12 protein-coding genes are annotated in these 21,713 nt (G+C 57.3%); 11 read left to right on the top strand and 1 reads right to left on the bottom strand.

Annotated features, from left to right (window positions below):
• Positions 1-102: 102 nt before the first annotated feature.
• The 3 genes from AAE514_RS14525 to AAE514_RS14515 all read left to right on the top strand — a co-directional run bounded on the left by AAE514_RS14525 (position 103) and on the right by AAE514_RS14515 (position 4,628).
• Positions 103-1,053, top strand: coding sequence for a glycoside hydrolase family 43 protein (locus AAE514_RS14525; RefSeq protein WP_347332274.1), 951 nt, complete (start codon positions 103-105; stop codon positions 1,051-1,053).
• A 29-nt stretch (positions 1,054-1,082) separates the two neighbouring features.
• Complete coding sequence (locus tag AAE514_RS14520) at positions 1,083-2,123, top strand: arabinan endo-1,5-alpha-L-arabinosidase (protein WP_347332273.1); 1,041 nt, start codon at positions 1,083-1,085, stop codon at positions 2,121-2,123.
• A gap of 117 nt (positions 2,124-2,240) precedes the next feature.
• Positions 2,241-4,628: a beta-L-arabinofuranosidase domain-containing protein gene (locus AAE514_RS14515; protein ID WP_347332272.1), complete on the top strand. Its 2,388-nt coding sequence runs from the start codon at positions 2,241-2,243 to the stop codon at positions 4,626-4,628.
• A 293-nt stretch (positions 4,629-4,921) separates the two neighbouring features.
• Here AAE514_RS14515 and AAE514_RS14510 read toward each other — a convergent pair whose 3' ends face one another.
• Entirely contained in the window at positions 4,922-5,587 is a 666-nt protein-coding gene (locus tag AAE514_RS14510; protein WP_347332271.1) for an SDR family oxidoreductase, read from the bottom strand.
• Positions 5,588-6,006: 419 nt separating this feature from the next.
• On the opposite strand from AAE514_RS14510, the gene AAE514_RS14505 reads away from it, so the two are divergent.
• The 8 genes from AAE514_RS14505 to ribD all read left to right on the top strand — a co-directional run bounded on the left by AAE514_RS14505 (position 6,007) and on the right by ribD (position 21,706).
• Positions 6,007-8,814 carry a TonB-dependent receptor gene (locus AAE514_RS14505; protein WP_347332270.1) on the top strand — a complete coding sequence of 936 codons (2,808 nt, stop codon included), beginning with the start codon at positions 6,007-6,009 and terminating at the stop codon, positions 8,812-8,814.
• A 209-nt stretch (positions 8,815-9,023) separates the two neighbouring features.
• Positions 9,024-10,085 (top strand): aldose epimerase family protein, encoded by a 1,062-nt coding sequence (locus AAE514_RS14500; protein ID WP_347332269.1) that lies wholly within the window; start codon positions 9,024-9,026, stop codon positions 10,083-10,085.
• Positions 10,086-10,276: 191 nt separating this feature from the next.
• Entirely contained in the window at positions 10,277-12,166 is a 1,890-nt protein-coding gene (locus tag AAE514_RS14495; RefSeq protein WP_347332268.1) for a family 43 glycosylhydrolase, read from the top strand.
• A gap of 257 nt (positions 12,167-12,423) precedes the next feature.
• Positions 12,424-15,852: a LamG-like jellyroll fold domain-containing protein gene (locus AAE514_RS14490; RefSeq protein ID WP_347332267.1), complete on the top strand. Its 3,429-nt coding sequence runs from the start codon at positions 12,424-12,426 to the stop codon at positions 15,850-15,852.
• A 103-nt stretch (positions 15,853-15,955) separates the two neighbouring features.
• Positions 15,956-18,751 (top strand): TonB-dependent receptor, encoded by a 2,796-nt coding sequence (locus AAE514_RS14485; RefSeq protein WP_347332266.1) that lies wholly within the window; start codon positions 15,956-15,958, stop codon positions 18,749-18,751.
• A 521-nt stretch (positions 18,752-19,272) separates the two neighbouring features.
• Positions 19,273-20,013, top strand: coding sequence for a FadR/GntR family transcriptional regulator (locus AAE514_RS14480; protein WP_347332265.1), 741 nt, complete (start codon positions 19,273-19,275; stop codon positions 20,011-20,013).
• A 72-nt stretch (positions 20,014-20,085) separates the two neighbouring features.
• Positions 20,086-20,586: a transcriptional regulator NrdR gene (nrdR, locus tag AAE514_RS14475; protein WP_347332264.1), complete on the top strand. Its 501-nt coding sequence runs from the start codon at positions 20,086-20,088 to the stop codon at positions 20,584-20,586.
• A gap of 4 nt (positions 20,587-20,590) precedes the next feature.
• Complete coding sequence (ribD, locus tag AAE514_RS14470) at positions 20,591-21,706, top strand: bifunctional diaminohydroxyphosphoribosylaminopyrimidine deaminase/5-amino-6-(5-phosphoribosylamino)uracil reductase RibD (RefSeq protein WP_347332263.1); 1,116 nt, start codon at positions 20,591-20,593, stop codon at positions 21,704-21,706.
• Positions 21,707-21,713: the final 7 nt, after the last annotated feature.

Here is a 21,713-nt window from a genome sequence, read left to right as displayed (position 1 = left end):
ACCTGTCCCTGACATCGAGCACTGAGACCTTGCAAACGGGGAGGAGACCATATACGGATAAGCGAAGCGCATCCGCCATTTCTGAATATTGAAGAGGTATCCATGGCTGAACTACTGAAACCCCTGATCGAACAAAGAGCCGACCCGTACATCCACAAACACACCGATGGTTATTACTATTTCACGGCGTCCGTTCCGGCCTATGACCGCCTGGAGTTGCGCCGCGCCAAAACCATCGCTGGCCTGCCGGACGCCGAGCGCGTGGCCGTTTGGCACAAACCGGATACTGGCCCTCTTTGCGAACTGATCTGGGCTCCGGAAATTCATTTCAATCAGGGCGCCTGGTACATTTATTTTGCGGCGGCTCCGACTCGCGAAATCAAAGATGGTCTGTTCCAGCATCGTATGTACTGCATCAGCACCGAGGCGGCCAACCCGCTGGAAGGGACGTGGACCGAGCCCAAGCAGATCGACACCGGCATGGACACCTTTTGCCTGGACGCCACAACCTTTACCCACAAAGACCAGTTGTACTACGTCTGGGCACAGAAAGAAGAGGGCATTCCCGGTAACTCGAACTTGTACATCGCCCCCATGGATAAGCCCGATGCGATTGCCGGTGAGCCGGTGCGCTTGACCGTGCCCGAGTTGGAATGGGAAACCCGAGGCTTTCTGGTGAACGAAGGCCCCGCCGTGCTTATCCGCAACGGTCGTATCTTTCTGACCTACTCTGGTAGCGCGACCGATGAGAATTACTGCATGGGCATGCTCTGGGCGGATCAGGACGCGGACCTGCTGGACCCCAAGAGCTGGACTAAGTCCCAGAAGCCGGTGTTCCAGAGCGATATGGATAACGCCCTCTACGGTCCCGGCCACAACAGCTTTACCGTGGCTGAAGACGGCAAGACCGACATGCTGGTCTATCACGCGCGGACTTACACCGAAATCGAAGGTGACCCGCTGTGGAATCCCGATCGGCACACATTTATTAAACCCATCAAGTGGGACAGCGACGGTTTCCCGGTTTTCGGCAAGCCGTCCATGGTGGAATAGACCACGCTCTTTGAATGAGGTACGAGATAATGAATGTAACACAGTGGTTAAAGAACGTGGCCGCCGCTTCGATGGTGCTGGCTGCGCTGGGCTGTCAGGCAGAGCAGCCGAAGCAGGTCAGCATTCACGATCCGGTAATGGCCAAAGAAGGGGATACCTATTACCTGTTCAGTACCGGGCCGGGTATCACCATCTATAACTCTGAAGACATGGTGCACTGGCAGCGTCAGGGCCGAGCCTTTAAGGGTGAGCCGGACTGGGCCAAAGACGTGGCCCCGGAATTTAATGGTCATTTGTGGGCACCGGACATCATTTACAATGAAGAGACCGAGAAGTGGTACCTCTACTACTCGGTTTCCGCCTTTGGCAAAAACACATCGGGTATGGGCGTAACCACGACCCCAACCCTGGACCCCGAGTCCGACGATTACGGATGGGAAGATCAGGGCATGGTTATCCAGTCCGTCCCCAACCGGGATATGTGGAACGCCATTGACCCGAACGTTATTGTCGATGATGAGGGAGACGCTTGGTTCAGCTTCGGCTCCTTCTGGGGCGGCATGAAGATGTTCAAACTTAACGAAGACTGGACGGCCCCGGCGGAACCGCAGGAGTGGTACACCATCTCCAAGCGCGAGCGCTCCATTCTGGTGGATGACACTGAAGCCGGGCCCGCGGAAATCGAAGGGCCTTTCATTTTCAAGCACGGCGATTACTACTACCAGTTCGTCTCTTGGGGCCTGTGCTGCCGCGGTGCCGACAGCACCTATCATATGGTGGTGGGACGCTCCAAAGACGTGACCGGACCCTACGTGGACAAAGAAGGTACACCCATGAACAAGGGCGGTGGTACCGTGCTGCTAAAAGGCAATGAGGATTGGTACGGCGCGGGCCACAACAGCGTTTATACCTTTGATGGCAAGGACTACATGGTATTCCACGCCTACGAGGCGGCGGACAACGGCTTGCAGAAACTCAAGATTGCCGAGATCGAGTGGACCGACGATGGCTGGCCGGAAATTGATCCCGCCGTACTGAACGAGTACCATAGCGTTCTGATTGAAGAATAAACGGTGGATTGCCCTACGCGTGCACTCGTTACCGCGTAGGGCACGGTAAGGCGATAGCCGCCACCTGCCATAAATGATCAATTGTCCCACCATGATCACAATAACCTGGTGAGCCCCATGCAAAAACTTCTCCCAGCCCTATTCGCCGCCACCCTAGTCGCCGGCTGCGCCCAAACCAACGACCGCACCGAACCCACATCAGCCGCCGTTGAAACCTTCCCCCTCGGCAGCGTCCGTCTCCTCGACGGCAGTCCGTTCAAAAACGCCGAACAGACCAACCTGCAGTATATCTTCGCCATGGACCCGGACCGCCTTCTGGCCCCGTACCTGCGCGAAGCGGGGCTGGAGCCAAAAGAGGATACTTACGGCAACTGGGAAGGCTCGGGCCTGGACGGTCATATCGGTGGGCACTACCTGACGTCGCTGGCATTGGCCTATGCCTCCACCGGCAATGGCGAAGCCTTGAGCCGCCTGAACTATATGCTTGATGAGCTGGAGCGTGCCCAGGAGGCCAACGGCAATGGCTACTTGGGGGGCGTGCCGGGAAGTACAGAGCTGTGGGATGAAATTGAACGCGGTGATATTGACGCCGACTTGTTTGCTCTCAACGATAAATGGGTGCCTTGGTACAACGTGCACAAAGTGTTTGCCGGTTTGCGCGACGCTTACATTTACACCGGCAGCGAACAAGCCAAGCGCATGTTGGTGAACCTGTCCGACTGGACGATCGATCTGGTGGACGGTCTGACCGACGAGCAAATTCAGGCCATGCTGCGCACTGAATACGGTGGCATGAACGAAGTCTTCGCCGATGTGGCCGAGATCACCGGAGAGGAAAAATACCTGACCCTCGCCCAGCAATTTTCTCACCGCCTGATACTCGACCCGTTGTTGCAAGACAAGGACCGATTGAACGGTTTGCACGCCAATACCCAAATTCCCAAAGTTATCGGCTACAAGCGGGTATCGGAACTCAACGGCGATGAAAGCTGGAGTGAAGCCGCCGACTTTTTTTGGCACACGGTCGTTTACGAGCGCTCCGTGGCCATTGGCGGCAATAGTGTTCGCGAGCATTTCCATCCCACCGATGACTTCAGCTCCATGGTCAGCGACCGGGAAGGGCCGGAAACCTGTAACACCTACAACATGCTCAAACTCTCCAAGATGTTGTACGACGACGCGGCGCAGCTTGAGTACATCGACTATTACGAGCGCGCGCTCTACAACCACATCCTGTCCAGCCAACACCCGGAACATGGCGGGTTGGTGTATTTCACCTCCATGCGTCCGGCCCATTACCGCATGTATTCCCAGCCGGAACAGGCGATGTGGTGCTGTGTCGGCTCCGGTATCGAAAACCATTTCAAGTACGGGGAAATGATCTACGCCCACCGTGGTGAGGATCTGTTTGTAAACCTGTTCATCCCCTCCCGTTTGACCTGGGAAGCGCAGGGCATTTCCCTGGCTCAGGAAACCGCGTTTCCCGACTCGGAGACCACGCGATTTACGGTGGAGCAGGGCGGTGGTGACTTCTCCCTGAACCTGCGCTATCCGGTATGGGTCGCTGAGGGGGCGATGCAAGTGAGCGTCAACGGACAGTCCGTCGAGGTGGGCGCCGAGCCTGGAGAATACGTAACGGTCGGTCGCCACTGGCAAACGGGCGACAAGGTCGAGGTGACCTTGCCGATGACCACGCGTCTGGAACAGCTGCCGGACGGGTCAGATTATTACGCCGTGCTGCACGGCCCGATTGTGTTGGCCTCCAAAACCGACGTGTTCGAAAACGAGACCCTGAACTTCCTGAGCGACGACAGCCGTATGGGGCATATTGCCCAGGGTGCATTGTGTCCTCCGGAAGCGACCCCGGTAATGGTATCGGAACCGGAGGAGTTTTTGACCCAACTCAAGCCGGTGACGGGCCGGCCCCTGACGTTCGCCGCGAACGCCGGGTTGGATGTGCCGGACCAGGAAACGGTGGAGCTGGTGCCGTTTTTCCGAGTGCACGATAGCCGCTACACGGTTTATTGGCCTCAGGCCGGTGGTGACCAAAGTGCAGCGCGGATAAAAGAAGAACGGGCGCGCCTTGCGCTGGAAGCACTCACCATCGACAAGGTCGCGCCGGGCGAGCAGCAGCCGGAGGCCGATCACTTTTTTGAAGGTGAGGATACCGAAGCCGGTGTGCACCAGGGTCGCCACTGGCGCCATGCGAAAGGTTGGTTCAGCTATGACTTGCGGGACCCGCAGCAACAGGCCAAATTTCTACGTATTACCTATTTCGGCCCGGACGCCGGGCGCGAGTTCAGCATCAGCATTAACGGCCAGAAAGTGGCGGATGTTCAGCTGGAAGAGGGGAAGGGAGCTGACTTCTATTACGTAGACTATCCGCTCCCGACCGACCTGGTGCGAGAGGCAGATGATGGGGTGCTGACGTTGAAGTTTGAAGCCAAGCCGAGCTCAATCGCCGGTGGCATCTACGGCGTCCGCCTGCTGCGCGACAAGCCATAACCCGCGGCTGACGAAGCCCTGTCGTATAGGGTAGGTCGGTCCGACGCCTCGGAGGCGGTAGCCGCCACCTACCAAAAGAACCACATCGAGGCGAGGAAGCGTGACGTGTGGCAACGGTAGGTGGCGGCTACCGCCTTACCGTACCCTACCCCGTTCCAGATGGTCCCATGCGGAATAGGTAGGGCACGGTAAGGCGTCAGCCGCCACCTGCCATCATGGGTCAGACGAACCCATAGCCCGTAGGGTCGGATTAGCCAAAGGCGTAATCCGACAACGCGGTTATACCTTCCACGTTACCAGGGCAACACGCTTCCATTCGAGTGCCAAAACGTCCCGGTGTTCTCCAACGTCAATTCATCAATCCGCTGCACCAGCCGTTGAGCCGCCTCATCCGGCGTAAGGTCACCATGGCCGCCAATCATTTCGGTACCCACCAGCCCGGGGTGCAGTATGGCCACCGCCACGCCCCGACCTTTAAGGTCTTCACTCAAGGACTTACCCGCCGCGTTCAACGCGGCCTTGGACATGCGGTAACCATAACGGCCGCCGCTGGTGTTATCGGCAATAGAGCCCATGCGGCTGGTAATCAGAGCCACCTTTCCGCCATCGGAAAGCCGCTCGCTCAGCGCTTCGGTCACTAGCAGTGGCCCGAGCGCATTGGTATCGAACTGCGCGCGAATGGTGTCGGGGGTAAGCGAGCCCAGGGACTCATCCCGCAAAATACCCGCGTTGTTGATCAATAAATCAACGTTTACCCCGTCCAGCGCCTTCGCCAGCCGGGCGACGCCCTCCTCGGAGCTAACGTCCACCCCGTCCACGATGTGAGCGCCACTGTCCGCCAGAGCGTCAGACGCCTGGCGGCAGGCGGCGTAAACGGTATCTCCCCGCTCCAGGTAGCGCTTAACGAATGACAGACCAATGCCCCGGTTGGCGCCGGTAACCACCACGGTTTTACTCATACAGACCTCCTAGCCATTGAATTACCCATAGGAATGGGGCGTTTAGGCCCCTTTTCAACCCTTTTGATCTTATAGTTCCTGTGAGTATAAGCATATTTTATGACGAATTAATGGAATAAGTACGAGTTAAGAGCTATAAATAACGTTAAGAAAGGAGCCTAAGTGGACGAAAAGTGCCACCAAAAAAGGAAAATTACTTCAAAAAGGTAATTAATGCGCCGAATCGCCTAATATACGGACGGTTTTAAGCTGCGGTATTGGATTATTACGCAAATGTATTACAAAATGTTGATGGTCATTTTATAATACGATAGTATTCTTTTGCTCCATTTGAAAAATAACCAGTTACCTCGGCAGCAAGCCGAAAAATATCGGTCCCTCTCCGGGGTACACATGCAAACCGCAGGAGAGTTGCAAATATGTTTAAGCGTTCCCTACTGAGCCGCAGCATCGCTGCCTCTATCGCGTTGGCTAGCGTCCCCATGCTGGCCCAAGCCCAAAATGAGCCCGTGCTAGAGGAAGTCGTTGTCACGGGTATCCGTGCCAGTCTCGACAAAGCTCAAGACATTAAACGCGATTCCATGCAGGTCATGGACGCTATCGTTGCCGAAGACATCGGCAAGCTACCGGACAACAACGTGGTGGAATCGCTGCAGCGGGTTTCCGGTGTTCAGGTGACCGACCGCGGTTCCGGTGAAGCGAGTACCGTGACCATTCGAGGTCTGACGGACGTCAGCACCACGTTGAATGGCCGCGTTATGTTCACCGCTTCCGGCCGCGCACTGGCGCTGGCTGATATGCCCTCCACTTTGGTTAACCGGGTCGATGTCATAAAAAGCCGCTCGGCCAGCCAGTATGAAAACGGCATTGCCGGTCAGATCAATGTACATACTTTCCGCCCGTTTGATTTCGATGGTTCCCGGGTTCAGTTGAATGCCCGCGGCATTTATCAGGACCAGGCGGAAAAAACGGACCCGAATATCAGTGCGCTGTTCAGCGACCGCTGGGACACCAGTGCCGGTGATTTTGGTGCTTTGCTGAACGTGTCGTATGCTCGTACCAGTTATCGTGACCAGAATGTCCAAGCGGGTGCGCAGGTCCCTTACGCCACTGAGAATCCCCCCGAAGGGTCAGTGCTTGCACCGCTACAGCGCATTCGCCCTGATGATCCCGATGACGTTATTGCGGAAGACCCGGTATGGCAAACTGGCTTGCAAAATGGTTTGCCGATCGCCGAAGGCTCTACCATGCAAATCAACGGCACGCCTACCGAGTATTACCTGGCGCGCGATGCTATTTTCCAGAATGACCTGACGGGTGAGCGCGAGCGTTCGGCCGCCAACCTGTCACTGCAATTCGCCCCCAACGACGCCTCTGAGTACACCTTTGAAGCCATTTACAACGGCTACCGCAATGAGATGTCAAACAACCTGCTGTTTTCCTTTGTGGACTGGCACGGTGCGGTAGGGGCCGATCCGGCGGAAAGTTTCGAGCTCTATGAGGGCACCAACGTCATCAAGTCGCGCACAGTTGGGTTCCCCTACACCTTCGTCAGTGGCGATGTCACCGACGCGCAGACTGATAGCTTTATGTACGCCCTGACTGGTGAGTGGGAGTTGACCGACAGTCTGCAAGTCAAGTCCGACCTGGTGTACCAGGACAGTGAGTTTGAGGATGAGTTTACGGCCCAACGCCTGGACGGTGTGCAGTATCAGGTGAACGCCGACTTTGATGATGTGGCCGGATTTACCTTTTCTGACGACGAAACAACCCCCGACGTGGACGAGTCTGATGTGTCTAACCCTGAGCGTTGGACCATGGCCCAATTCTACGATAACGGCAATCGCAACGAAGGTTCCGCGGTGACCTTCACCACTGATGCCGATTATGACACTGGCTGGGACATTCTCCATACTCTGAACTTCGGCATCCGCTATGATGACCGCGATGCGGCGGAGTTTGACCGTGATCAGGCGCAGAACGACCCGTGCCCGGCTGTTGTGGACGATGCCTCGCTCTGCCAGCCCGGTACCTACCCCGACATGGCACACGTTAATAACGGCTTTATGGATGGCGAAGCGGTGACCACCACCAGCTGGTACAGCCCCAGCGCTGGCTACGTCACCAACAATAAAACCGAACTGTTGAACCTGTATCAGCTGGAAGTGGACCAGCCGCTGCTGGAAACGTTTAACATCAATGAGAAGAACACGGCGCTCTACGCTACCGGCCAGTTCACTATGGGTGATTTGGATGGTGAGCTCGGTTTCCGCTACGTTGATGTTCAAACGGACATGCGGTTTTACGAGCATCCGGCCGAAGGCCCCGTTGAGATTACTCGCGACTCCAATGACACCACCGAATTCCTGACGGACTTGATGTTGCGCTACTTTATCACCGATGAGCTGCTGGTGCGTGCCAGCTACGGTGAGACCCTGCGCATGCCGGATTTTGTCGACCTAAATGCCAACATCACCTACGAGGATGATGTGACGGATATTGGTTACGGCACCGCCTCGGGTGGTAACCCCAACCTGAAGCCGACGACCTCGCAGAACTACGACTTGTCGTTGGAGTACTACTTTGGGGATGCTAGCTCGGCCTACGTAACGTTGTTCCGTCGCGATATCGAAAACCTGGTGGTGTCTTTCCGGAACCGGATTGAGGCCGACGTTCCGGGCTTCAATGCCGACAGCTTTGTACTGACTCAGCCGAAGAACGCTTCGGAAGGTATGCTCGATGGTGTGGAAGTTGGTTTCAACTACTTCCCCGACAACCTGCCGGGTGCACTGGACGGCCTGGGTGTGACGTCCAGCTTGACCTCGCTGGATTCCGAGCAGACCAACCCTCAGACCAACGATGAAGGTGAAGTTACAGGCTACGAGACAGGCCCGATGTACGGCGTATCCGACACCTCCTACAACCTGACTCTGGCCTACGAGCGCGACGCTTTCGATGCGCGCCTGTCCTATGTATGGCGTGATAACTTCCTGTACGAGGACGACGCGGCCTCGTTCGCCAACCCGCTCAGCATCTACCACGATGCCGAAGAGAGCCTCGACATGCAGGTTAGCTATGACGCGACTGACAGCCTGACCCTGACCTTCGATGCGACTAACCTGACGGGTGATCTCTACAAAACCAGTTATGGCGACAGTCCGTACCATTCATCGGCCGCATCGCTGTACAGCACAACGTACGCCTTGGGTGTCCGCTACTCCTTCTAAGGAGTCTCGGGTAAAGCAAGACGTTACGCTGTTTTAAATCCAAGCCGAAACTTGGCCAACTCCTCGGGGTTGGCCTTTTTTGTGTGGGAATACGAAGAATCTTATGAGGCCACATAAGGCATGGCCCTTGCGTGGTGAAGGGGGATACCCCGGGGTCTGTGTTATATTATTGCCAAAATGTCACGCAATAACATCGAGGAAACGTTGTAATGGCTGGTAAAGCGTCTGTTAACTCCAAGGTCTTCGGTCACCTGCCGGATGGTCGCGAAGTCACTCAATTCTCATTGACTAACGACTCCGGCATGGAGGTCCGGTTGCTGAATTATGGGGGTATTATCACCCACGCATTTGTGCCGGACCGGGACGGCAAACTGGCGGACGTGGTGCTGGGGTTCGATACCCTCGAGCCCTACCTCACGGACTCGCCGTACTTCGGTGCGCTTATCGGCCGGTTTGGTAACCGAATTGCTGGCGGCCGTTTCACACTCGATGGGGTGGATTATGTGTTGGAGCAGAATGACGGCGAGAACCACCTCCATGGCGGGGTGGAAGGGTTTGATAAGAAGCTGTGGGATGCCGAGCCTCTTGACGATCAGAGGGGCGTGCGCCTGACGCTGACCAGCGTCGATGGTGACCAAGGGTACCCGGGGAATCTTAAGGTTACGGTGGACTACCGGCTGACAGAAGATAACCAGTTAGTCACCGAGTACTGCGCGACAACGGACAAAGCCACGCCGGTGAATCTGACGCAGCACAGCTACTTTAATCTCGCCGGTGCCGGTACGGTTCGTGAACACCAGCTTACCTTGAACGCCCCACAATTCACCCCGGTGAGTGAGAAATTGATTCCAGAGGGGGACTTGGTGGACGTCAATGGCACCGCATTTGACTTCACCTCTACAAAGGCCATTGGCGCCGACATCGATCAGGACGATACCCAGCTTAAACGGGCCAACGGAGGCTATGATCACAATTTCGTGATCCGGCGCGGGGGGTTGGAAGGGGAAGTGTTGGCGGCTAAGGCCTATGAGCCTAAATCCGGTCGCGAGCTTGAAGTTTGGACGGAAGAGCCTTGCTTTCAGTTGTATACGGGTAACTTTCTGGATGGGTCCACCGAAGGCAAAGGCGTTAAACATGTCCGCCACGGCGCTTTTTGCGTGGAACCCCAGCATTTTCCCGATTCGCCCAATCAGTCCCGTTTCCCTTCCGTCATCTTGCGCCCGGGCGAGCGCTATCACACTCGGATGAGCTTCCGGTTCTCAGCCCTGTAGGGAGCCCCCCTTTTTGCCATCGAGACAGCCGTGGGTGAGCCATTACCCGCGGCTTTTTATTGGGTGCTTGTTACCCGAACCTCCAGTCATCGCCAAGAAAAACCATGGGACTAAACTAAGCTCTATTGATAATACAAAATATAATAGTATATTATCGAGGTGCGAGGTGATGACATTCAACGAGGTAAATAATGAAAAATGCTATTCAACGCCTACTGGGCGTGGCAGGTGTATTGGCGGCCCTAATAGCGGGTGGCTGTGCCACTCAGGGCACCACCACCGAAGAGACGGCTGAGCGCGACGGCACTTTTACCAACCCCCTGTTTCCCAACGGCGCGGACCCCTGGCTGGAGTACTGGGACGGTAACTATTACCTGACCACTACCACCTGGACGGCCGAGCTGGTGATGCGCAAATCGCCGACCCTGGCGGGCCTGGCTGATGCCACCCCGGTCAACGTCTGGTCCGATACCGACCCCAAGCGCAACGCCAACTTCTGGGCGTTTGAATTTCACCGCCTGAAAGGCCCCAACGGCTACCGCTGGTACGTCGTGTACACCGCCGGCGAAGATGGCACTCTGGATAATCAGCACCTGAACGTGCTGGAAAGCGTGGGAGACGATCCCATGGGCCCCTATGAGTACAAGGCGCCCATAATGCCGGATCAGTGGAACATTGATGGCACCTACCTGGAACAGGATGGCAAGCTCTACTTGTTGTATTCCCAATGGCACGGGGACGAGCAGCTGAACCTGATCACCGAAATGGAAAATCCCTGGACCCTGAAAGAAGGGTCACCCAAAACCGTGATCACCCGTCCGGAGCTGGATTGGGAAATCAGTGGCCGCAAGGTGACCGAAGCGGCGCAGATTCTTCAGCGCAATGGCCGGACCTTCATGATTTATTCGGCCAGTTACTGCAACACGCCCGACTACAAACTGGGCATGCTCGAATTGGTGGGCGAGAACCCGCTCAACGCAGAGCACTGGAAACAGTACCCGGAGCCCGTTTTCCAGCGTGGCAACGGCGTCTATGGCCCCGGCCATAACGGCTTCTTCCCCTCCCCGGACGGCACCGAAGACTGGCTGGTGTACCACGGTAACTCCTCGGTAGAGCACGGCTGTAGCGCAACCCGCTCGCTGCGTGCCCAGAAATTCACCTGGAACGAAGACGGCACGCCGAATTTCGGCGAACCGGTACCCGAAGGTGAGCCGGTGCAGCGCCCCTCCGGGGAAAACGGCCCGCTGGTGACCCGCATTCAGGGGCAGCCCTTCCAGTTGGTTAACGGCACCACCGACCTATGCCTGGATATTGCCACCAACCCGGAAGACAACCGTACCCGTCAGGCGGCCTGTAATACCAACAATGGCCAGTGGGTGATCGATCCGGTGACCGACGGCTACTTCCGTATTGCCAACAATCACGACAGCAAGTTCCTGGAAGTGGAAAACTGCAGTAGCGGCGACAACGCCCGTGTGCGACAGGCGGCCTGGCGCAACAACGCCTGTCAGGAATGGAGCCTGGAGCCGGGTGAGGGTGGCCACAGTGTCATCACCAACCGCGCGACTGGTAAGCCTCTGGCCGTGGCCGGTTGCTCCGCCAACGAAAACCAGTCGGTACTGCAGCAGAGTGAGGACAGTGTGTGCAAACAGTGGCGCCTGCAGCCAATGAATGAGGTAGCGATTCTCAGCGAACAAAGCGGTCGGGCCGTCAGTGTGGCGAGCGAGGGCGACAACGTTGAGCAACGCGCCTGGAGCTACCGCGACAGCCAGAAGTGGCGCTTTAGGCCCACCGATTCAGGTTACTTTGAATTGAGCCCGGTAAGTGCCGGTGATCAGTGCCTGGCGGTAACCGACGAAGCGGTCGTGCCCGGGGCCAACCTGGAGGTGGATGAGTGTGGCTCAAAAACCAGCCAGTGGGGGCTCAAGTTCCTCGAGGGCGGCGCCGTGAGTCTGGTCAACCGCTATACCACCGAGGTGGTCGATCTGGCCCACTGCGGCCTGGCCGATGGCACCAACCTAGCCCTCGGGCCGGACCTGGAAAGCAAGTGCCAGCGCTACCACTTGAGAGCGCTGCCCTAGCGCTCGCTACCCCCTCCTCCTACCGGCGGCCGAGGCCTCTTCTCGGCTGCCTCTGTTCACTGCGGTCCATCGCGAAATTTCTCTTCACCAAGTCTTTACTTACAGAAAATAATGTGCCACTATCGTAGCATAGTATTATTGTCATACATAAAAAGCGCAGTAATACCGTTTCCCAAAGTAGCCGGTTCCTGCGGTGCCGGGACTCTTTGAAGAACAGATAACAGCTCACAAAATAACAACCCACAGAGGTACAACCCATGAAGCTCACGAGTCTAGTGTTTGTCGCTGGCAGCCTGCTGGTGCTAGCGGGCTGCGGTGGCAGCGACGACAACAAAACCTCCTCGACCCGCCCGGCCTCGGAAGAGCCAACCTACAGCAAACCGGCCCTGGCCGCTGATCTTGAACTCACGCAAGACGGTTCAATTGGTTGGGAGGACTTTAGTGTCCATGACCCCTCGGTTATAAAAACTGACGGCACCTATTATATTTTTGGGTCTCATCTTGCCGCTGCCCAATCGGATGACCTCATCAACTGGAGCGAGCTCGTCCCCCTCATCTCTGAAAATCACTTAGTGGATGAAAGCGAGCTGTTTGGCAATAACTACACCTCGGAAATCGCGGAAGGTATCGCTTGGACCGACGGCTACACCGGAAACTGGGCCGCGGATGTAGTGAAAGCACCCAACGGTAAATTCTGGTTCTACTACAACCACTGCGCTCAAGAAGATGCGGCTGAACCGGGACAACCCGGGGACTGTAACAACCGTTCTTACTTGGGGCTGGCTGAGTCTGATTCGATTGACGGCCCCTACAAAGACAAGGGTGTATTCCTGCGCAGCGGTTACCGCTCGGCCGCAGAGTTCGAGCAGTTTCCGCTGGACGACGGTCAGACCAGTTGGAGTGGCGCGGTTGATCCGAACGTGATCGACCCGACCGCCTTCTATGACCGAGACGGCAACCTGTGGATGGTCTACGGCTCCTACTCCGGCGGCATTTTCGTGCTGGCGATGGACGAGACCACCGGCATGCCCGAAGAAGGCCAAGGCTATGGCACCCATCTGGTGGGCGGCGACTACCGCGCGATAGAAGGGGCCTTTGCCATGTATAGCCCGGAAAGCGATTACTTCTACCTGTTCTACTCCGTGGCCGGTTTTGCCGCCGACGGCGGTTATAACATTCGCATTGCCCGCTCCCGGAATCCCCAGGGCCCCTACATGGACCCGGCGGGGAACAACATTGCGGATATCGACGGCACCCTGGAAATCGGGGGCAAGTTGATGGGTGGCTTTGAGTTCACCAAAGAGTTGGGCGAAGCGGGCGAGTCCTGGGGTTACCTGTCTCCAGGCCACAACTCCGCTTACTACGACGAGGAAAGCGGCCGCCATATCTTGGTGACCCACACCCGTTTCCCGTCCACCTCAACCGATTACCCGAACACCCCCGAAGCGCACGCCGTTCGCGTGCACGAAATGTTCGTCAACAAGGCCGGGTGGCTTGTTGCTTCCCCGCAGCGCTATGTGCCGCTTGAGGGCGAGAACACGGTGGATGTTGAAGACATTCCCGGTTACTACAAATTTATAAACCATGGGACTGAGAGCAACACTTCGGCTATCCGCTCGGACTACGTCACTTTGAATGAAGACCGCTCCGTTACCGGCGCCGATACCGGCTCCTGGTTCCCCCAGGGCGGTGACGCCATCCGCCTGGAGCTTGAATCCGGCAGTTACAACGGTGTGGTGAAGTGGCAGTGGGATGATAGAAAAGGTGAGCTTGTACCGACGTTCTCCGCCATGGCCGCCAGCGGCGCGACCGTCTGGGGTAGCCGTACGGATCCGATTTCCGCGACAGCGGAGGCGCTGGCAACCGTTGAGCAAGAACTTGAGATCAAGCCCGAGCTTACGGTAGAAGACGAAGGCTACGCTATTCCCATGACAGGTAAGAGCGGTGCCACTATTTCCTGGGAGAGCAGTAACGAATATTACATCGGTACCGATGGCTCCGTGTTCATTCCCACCCCGGATCGTGGGGACCAGTCCGTTATTCTGATGGCCACCATTGAGCTCAACGGCCAAGCCACGACGAAAGAGTTTGCCGTCACGCTCACGGCTCGGCCCGAGTTCAAAAATGCCGTGGCTCACTACACCTTCGATGGTGTGCTTGCCGACACCCTGGGTGACTATGCCAATGCTCGCACGACGGACAATAACCTGGAGAATGTCAATGCCACCGCAGAGACTTACGCCCAGGGTTATGCCGATCAGGCCTATGACTTTAACGGTGCTAACGGTGTGAGACTGCCGGACAACATCATTCAGTCCGATGCGTACACGGTGTCGTTCTGGGCGAGCGCGGAAGCGCTGACCGCCTATACCCCCGCCTTCTTCGCTGCTGCCAACCCTGAACAGTGGATTAGCTACATTCCGGATGAAGCCTCTCATTTCACCACTACCGCACTGCTCTGGAGCCGGTACTTCGAGAACGGCGTGGAAGATTGGGGCGAAATTATTCACACCGATAAGGCGCCATTGAACGAGTGGCAGCACGTGGCACTCACCTACACCGATGGGACCATGCGCCTTTATATCGACGGGAACTTGTCGGGCTCCATGCCCCGGCCTGATATGTTCAGCGCCGCGGGCGGTGCCTTTGCCTTGGGCGTGAACTATGGTTGGGATGTTCCCTTTAACGGCTTGATCGACGAGTTCATCGTGTATGACTACGCCTTGAGCGGCCTGGATATTCGCGGCGCCGCCATGAACAACCTGACCAGCCCCTCGCAGTTTGCCGGCTTCGTGAAGGACGCTCTGGAGTTGGGTGATCTGTCAGCCGTCCGTGGGAACTTTGAGTTGCCCCGAGTCGGACCGTTTGTCTCCGGTATTAGCTGGGAGTCAGACAGCAAAGCGTTCCTCAATCCGGTGAACGGTACCGCCGTGGTGAACCAACCCACCGCGTTGGAGGGTGATCAGACCCTTACGTTGACCGCCACCATTACCTATCAGGGGTTCACGGATACCAAAGAGTTTGAGGTTACCGTGAAGTCCATGGCGCCCGCCGAGTACAGCTTTGAGGGCGACCTGGATGAGTTTAGCGGCTCCTATGACGCTGGCTCCGTCGCGGGTAACCGAATCGATAATACCGGAAGCAGCGTGGATTACGTTGACGGTGTTAAAGGCCTCGCGGTTCACCTCAACGGTACCAACGGGGTGCGGTTGCCCAACAACCTGATTACCAGCAGCAACTACTCCGTGTCGCTGTGGCTGAAGCCGACCGCCTTTAGCGACTACACCACCGCCTTCTTTGCCGGTGCCGGCCCGAATGCCTGGATCAGTCTGGTTCCTTCCATGGGAGAGACCGCTAACACCCGTCTCTGGGCGAACATGGATGCTTTCTTTGATGGCGGCGAGTTGGACTACCGTATTCCGGCAAACGAGTGGACTCATATTGTTATCGTCTCCGAAGGCGACAGTACCGGGACCTTGAAGCTCTATGTCAACGGTTCACTGGAAATCGAAACCAGTGGTCTCCCGAGCGTGTTTACCGTGGCGGGAGAAACCAACGAGTTTGCGCTGGGCGTCAACTATTGGGATACGCCGTTCAACGGCGCGGTTGACGAGCTGAAGGTCTTCAGCGAAGCGGTGACCGCCGACTCGGTACAGGAGCTGTACGAAGAAGGTGCGGTCGAGTAATTGAGGGAGGGGGTGCGAGCCCCCTCTGCCCGCTCCCCCGGTCGCGCCCCACTAGGGCGCTTAGGGGAAGAGCGAATTTTAATAAAAATTCTGGAGTCGAATCATGTACTCAAAAACAGCGTTATCCAGTGCAATATTGGCGGTCATGTTGACACAGTCCGTGTCCGCGCAAGAGTTAGACCCGGTATTGGAAGAAATTGTCGTTACCGGTATCCGCAGCAGTTTGAACAAAGCGCTTGATATTAAGCGCGACAGCACCCAAATCGTGGATTCGATTGTCGCGGAAGATATCGGTAAATTCCCCGACAACAACGTGGTGGAGGCCCTCCAGCGCGTAACCGGCGTACAAACCACAGGGCGTGGTGCCGGCGAGGTAAGCACGGTGTCCATTCGTGGCCTGACCGATGTTCACACGACCGTTAACGGCCGGGACGTGTTTACCGGCACGGGCCGTGCCGTAGCGCTACAGGACATCCCGGCCAGCTTGCTGGCGGGGGTTACCGTTTACAAAACCCGCTCGGCCGAGCAAGTGGAGCGCGGCATTGCGGGCTCCATTGATATCCAAACACACCGCCCCTTCAATTTTGACGGCGCTCAGGTCGTGGTGGCGGGCCGCGCGATCTATTCTGATCAGCCTGAAGCGGTAGACCCGAACGTCAGTGCGCTGTTCAGCAACCGCTGGGACCTGGGTGATGCCGGTGAGTTTGGTGCGCTGCTGAATGTTTCCTACGCCGAAACCACCTATCGTGACGATACCATCACCGCCGGGGCGGTCTTCCCGTTCTTTACCGATGAGCCACACTATCAGTACGCGCCCTACGAACGAATTCCCAATCAGCACTCTGATGGTAGCGACATTTGGCAAGCTGGCCTGGAGCGGGGCCTTCCCTACGCCGAAGGTTCTACCCTGAACGTGGGGGGAACCGACGTAGAATACCTGATGATGCGCGATGCCATCTTCGGCACCTCGTTTACCGGCGAGCGCGAACGTCCGGCGGCCAGTGTTTCTTTGCAGTGGGCGCCCAACGAGGAACTGGAGTTTGTGGGTGAAGCGTTTTATACCGGCTATAGAAATGCGTCCCAAAATGCCATGTGGTTCAGCAATACCTTTGAGAACCAGAACGGCAATATTGATGTTCCCCTCGTGTACGAAGGCACTAACGTTGTTAAGGAGCACCAAGGCAAGCGCAATGGCGCGTTTCAAAGTGGTGACTCTTCCTATGGCGAGACGGACAGTTTTCTGTATGCACTCGGTGCCACCTGGGAGCCTACCCATAACCTGACCGTCAATTCAGAGCTGGTTTACCAGGACAGTGAGTTCTCCACGGATTTCTTCGCCATGCGATTTGATCGCGTCGGTTATGGATTGGATGTGGACTATAACGATCGTGACGGGGTTCCCGGCTTGGTCTTGTGGGACGACCCGAGCACGGCGAACGTTGACGAGTCGGCCATGGCGGCGGTCGCTAACTGGAACGCCGGTACGGTTTATGACAATGGCGATGCCAACAACGGCGACGCTTCCACCTTTACCGTTGACGCCGAATGGGAGCTGGATAACCGCTTCATTAGCGCTGTTCGAGCGGGAGGGCGCTACGAGGTTCGCACCGCCGAGGCGTTCACTCGAACTCAGGAGGCCGGCGGCGGGCAGCCCCTCGAAGAGTTGATCGATGAGCTGGCCCAGGCGGATGCGGCCGGTGACGGCTCTGGCCTGGTGTTTACCGTCGAGGACTACTTCGATGGCCGGGCGAGTGTCTTCGACCGCTACATCACGGCCGACGGCACCTATATGTTGGATAATGCCTCCGCCGTTCGCACCGCCTATGGGCTTGAAGCAGAGGCGGTTTACAAGACCTTCGACATTGAAGAAACCTCCGCCGCCGCCTATGTAACGGCCGACTTCCTGTTGGGCGATCGCGTCAGTGGCGAGCTGGGCGCTCGGTATGTTTCCTATGAGCAGGATATGCAGTTCTGGACCGAGACGGAAAATGCCGAAGGGACCGGAGAGGCGAACAAAGTCCTGCCCAGCCTGGTCGTCAACTGGGATATCACCAACGACCTCATCGGCCGCTTCGCCTATACCCAGACGCTACGGATGCCGGCCTTCGCCGACCTGAACGCGCTTCAGTACTGGACGCCGCCCTTGACCGAAGGGGCGACCTACGGCACGGGCACCGGTGGCAACCCGGAACTTGAGCCGACCGAATCCACGAACTACGACCTTTCGCTGGAGTGGTACTTTGCCGACGGTAGTTCCCTCTACGGCACCCTGTTCAAGCGGGAAATCGAAGGGCTAGTGGTGCCCGGCCGGACGATTGTCATGAGACCCGACGCCGAGAACGAAGGGGAAGAAATACCCCACATTCTCAGTGCGCCGATGAATGCCTCGGATGGTGAGCTGTCCGGTGCGGAGCTCGGGCTGGTTTACTTCCCGAACAATCTGCCCGAGGCTCTGGATGGATTGGGCGTGCAGGCGAGCTACACCCTGCTTGACTCCTCCCAGTCCACACCGGAGTTCAATACCGAGAACGGCCGCATTACCGGCTACGTGGACTCGGAGATGAGCGGTGTGTCTGACTCCTCCTATAGTATGGTGGTCGCTTACGACAAAGAGTTGTTTGATGTGCGCCTGTCCTATGTGTGGCGGGAGGCCTTTTACACGGGGAACGAGGCGGCCATCTTTGCCAACCCGATTCAGTTCTGGAATCGTCCCGAACAGAGCCTGGACTTTCAGTTCAGCTACGATGTGAGTGATAGCTTGTCGGTGACGTTTGATGCCACCAACTTGTTGGATGACGTCTACCAGAGCTACTACGGGGAAGGGAACCAAAACCTCTTTAACTTCAGCAACGGTATTTACTCCAGGACGTTTGCCCTTGGAGCTCGTTACCGGTTCTAAGAGTGTCCTGCTAGCCCTTTGGGGCAAGTGCTTTCAAACCCGGCCAAGTGCCGGGTTTTCTCGTCCTATAGGAAGACACCTCCGCGCTTGTCCCAAAAAACCGGGCGAGGCTTCATGGATGTGTTCCCTGATATTGACTTGTACAACTATTGTAATATAATACCAATTATCCAAAGGCGAATCGGAAATTGGACCGAAACGCTGGAGCCAGGGTGATCTTCTCTCCCACGACGTCACCGGGGTTCATTTGGATTCTCCTTAAGGCTATGAAGGCCGTCGGCGATGCCAAGCAGGTCGGCGGGTTTTGTGTCTCTCACTCGATGTTGGTTGATATCGAGGTCTCCCTCGCCCTTGTACCGGTCGGTACAAGGGCTTTTTTTATGAGTAAACTTATTCTCGCCAAAGGGGTTATTATCTGATAATTCCTTTATTGAACTTTGTTGACTAACGCGCTACCTTTGCAGGCTTAGATCCGAAATACCAATAACCAAGCTCAATCCCAACACCCTGGATTCACCGTTATGGCCGTATTTGAACGCAACTTTAACCTTTCTCAGCGTATGACCCAGGAGCTGGGCAAGGCGATCGTGTGCGGTGTGTACCCAAAGGACGAGAGTCTGCCCACCGAGGCAGAGTTGTGCGAGCAGTTTGGCGTCAGCCGTACCGCTGTGCGCGAGGCGGTTAAAATGCTCTCGGCCAAGGGGCTGATTTCCAGCCGCCCGCGTCAAGGCATTCGCATTTTGCCTGAACAGGAGTGGAACATCTTTGACTCCGACCTGCTGCGCTGGTCCCTGGAGGGTAATCCTTCTCTGCGGGTGCTGCGGGAGTTTCTTCAGATGCGCATTGCCATCGAGCCCGAGGCGGCCTCTCTGGCGGCCCGCTTTGCCGATGACAGCCGTATCCAGGCCATCGAAGAAGCGCTCGAAGGCATGCGCCAGGCCAAGAACAAACCGGAAGAGGGCTTGCAGGCGGACATTAACTTCCACGTGAGCATTCTGTTTGCGAGTCAGAACCGGTTTTATATCCGGCTGCGCGACTTCATTCAGACCGCGCTCAATGTCAGTATCCGCCACACCAACGTCATCAAAGGGGACCAGGACGCGATCATCGACGATCACGCCAAGGTCTACCACGCCATTAAAAACCGCAATCCCGAGCGGGCCAAGGCGGCCATGCTGCTGTTGATTGACGAGGCGCTGACCTTTATTGAAGGCGAGCTGGTCGAAGCGGGCGAAGTGGTGCCGGCACCCACTACGAGCTGACCGGGTTCTGGGGCGTTAGTGGCAAACTGTGCTAAGATGCGCGCAGTTTGAGAACCCACGAGGCCCCGTGCCATGCACTGTCCTTTCTGCGGCGCTGAAGATACCAAAGTCGTCGACTCCCGACTGGTGGCCGAAGGCGACCAAGTTCGCCGTCGTCGCCAGTGTCTTTCCTGCAATGAGCGTTTCACCACCTACGAAATCGCCGAGCTGGTGATGCCTCGCATTATCAAGCAGGACGGTACCCGTGAACCGTTTGATGAAGCGAAGTTGCGCGCCGGTCTGCTGCGGGCGCTGGAAAAACGCCCCGTCAGCATCGAATCCATAGAGTCGGCCATCAACCAGATCAAGCACTTCCTCCAGGCCACCGGCGAGCGTGAAGTCCCGTCGCTGAAAGTCGGCGAAAAGGTCATGGATGAACTGCGCAAGCTGGATGAAGTGGCCTATGTGCGCTTCGCCTCCGTATACCGTCGCTTCAAAGACCTGAACGAATTCCGACAGGAGATTGATCGGCTCGAACGGCACGAACCCGACACGCCCGAAGCCGACGCCCACACAACCAAGGCAAAGATATAAGCCCATGCCCCTAACGGAGCTGGACAGTCATTTTATGGCCCGCGCCCTGCGTTTGGCGGAGCGCGGCCGCTATACCACCATGCCCAACCCCCGGGTGGGGTGTGTGCTGGTGCGTGACGGCGAGCCGGTGGCCGAGGGTTGGCACGAGCAGGCGGGCCGAGCCCACGCGGAAATCAACGCCATCAACAACGCCGGCTCCCGCGCACCGGGGGCCACCGCCTACGTGACGCTGGAGCCCTGCAATCACACCGGCCGCACCGGGCCCTGCAGCCAAGCGTTGGTGGATGCCGGCATCGCCCGGGTGGTCTACGCTATGGAAGACCCGAACCCGCAGGTCGCCGGGCAGGGGCTGGAAACGCTCCGTCGGGCCGGCGTTGACGTTGTGGGCCCGCTGATGGAAGAGCAAGCCCGGGCGCTGAATGCCGGCTTTATCAAACGGATGGAGCAGGGGCGGCCTCTGGTGCGGTGCAAGCTGGCCATGAGCCTGGATGGCCGAACCGCCATGGCCAGCGGTGAAAGCAAATGGGTTACCTCGCGCCGGGCCCGGGAAGACGTACAGCGCCTTCGGGCGCGCAGCTGCGCCATTGTGACCGGCGTGGATACGGTGTTGATGGACCAGGCAGCGCTGACGGTGCGAGCCGCCGAGCTGCAACTGGACGACGCCGAGCGTATTGCCGAGCGCCAGCCACTACGAGTGGTGCTGGATTCTCACGCTCGCATGAAGCCCGATGCTCCCCTGCTGCAACACGCGGGGCCGGTGTTGTTGGTTCACGCCGGCGATGTTCCCCACCAAACGTGGCCCGCACAGGTGGAGACGTTGAGCCTGCCGGGTCGGCAGGGCCGCATAGACCTCAAAGCGTTGCTGGAAGAATTGGCCCGCCGTGATTGTAACGAGGTGTTGGTCGAGTCCGGCGCAACCCTCGCCGGAGCGTTTCTGGGGCTTGGGCTGTTGGATGAGGCGATCATTTACATGGCGCCCAAGCTGCTGGGCAGCAACGCCCGCCCCCTGTTCCAGTTGCCACTGGATACCATGGCGGCGCAGTTGCCCCTGAAGATTCACGATATTCGCGCCATCGGGCAGGATTGGCGCATCACCGCCAGCCCGGATCCGGAAGGGTAACGGTTAG

Origin of the sequence: Marinimicrobium locisalis, assembly GCF_039822625.1 — a bacterium.
GTDB lineage: Bacteria > Pseudomonadota > Gammaproteobacteria > Pseudomonadales > Cellvibrionaceae > Marinimicrobium > Marinimicrobium locisalis.
This window is presented reverse-complemented; position numbering and strand designations above follow the sequence as displayed.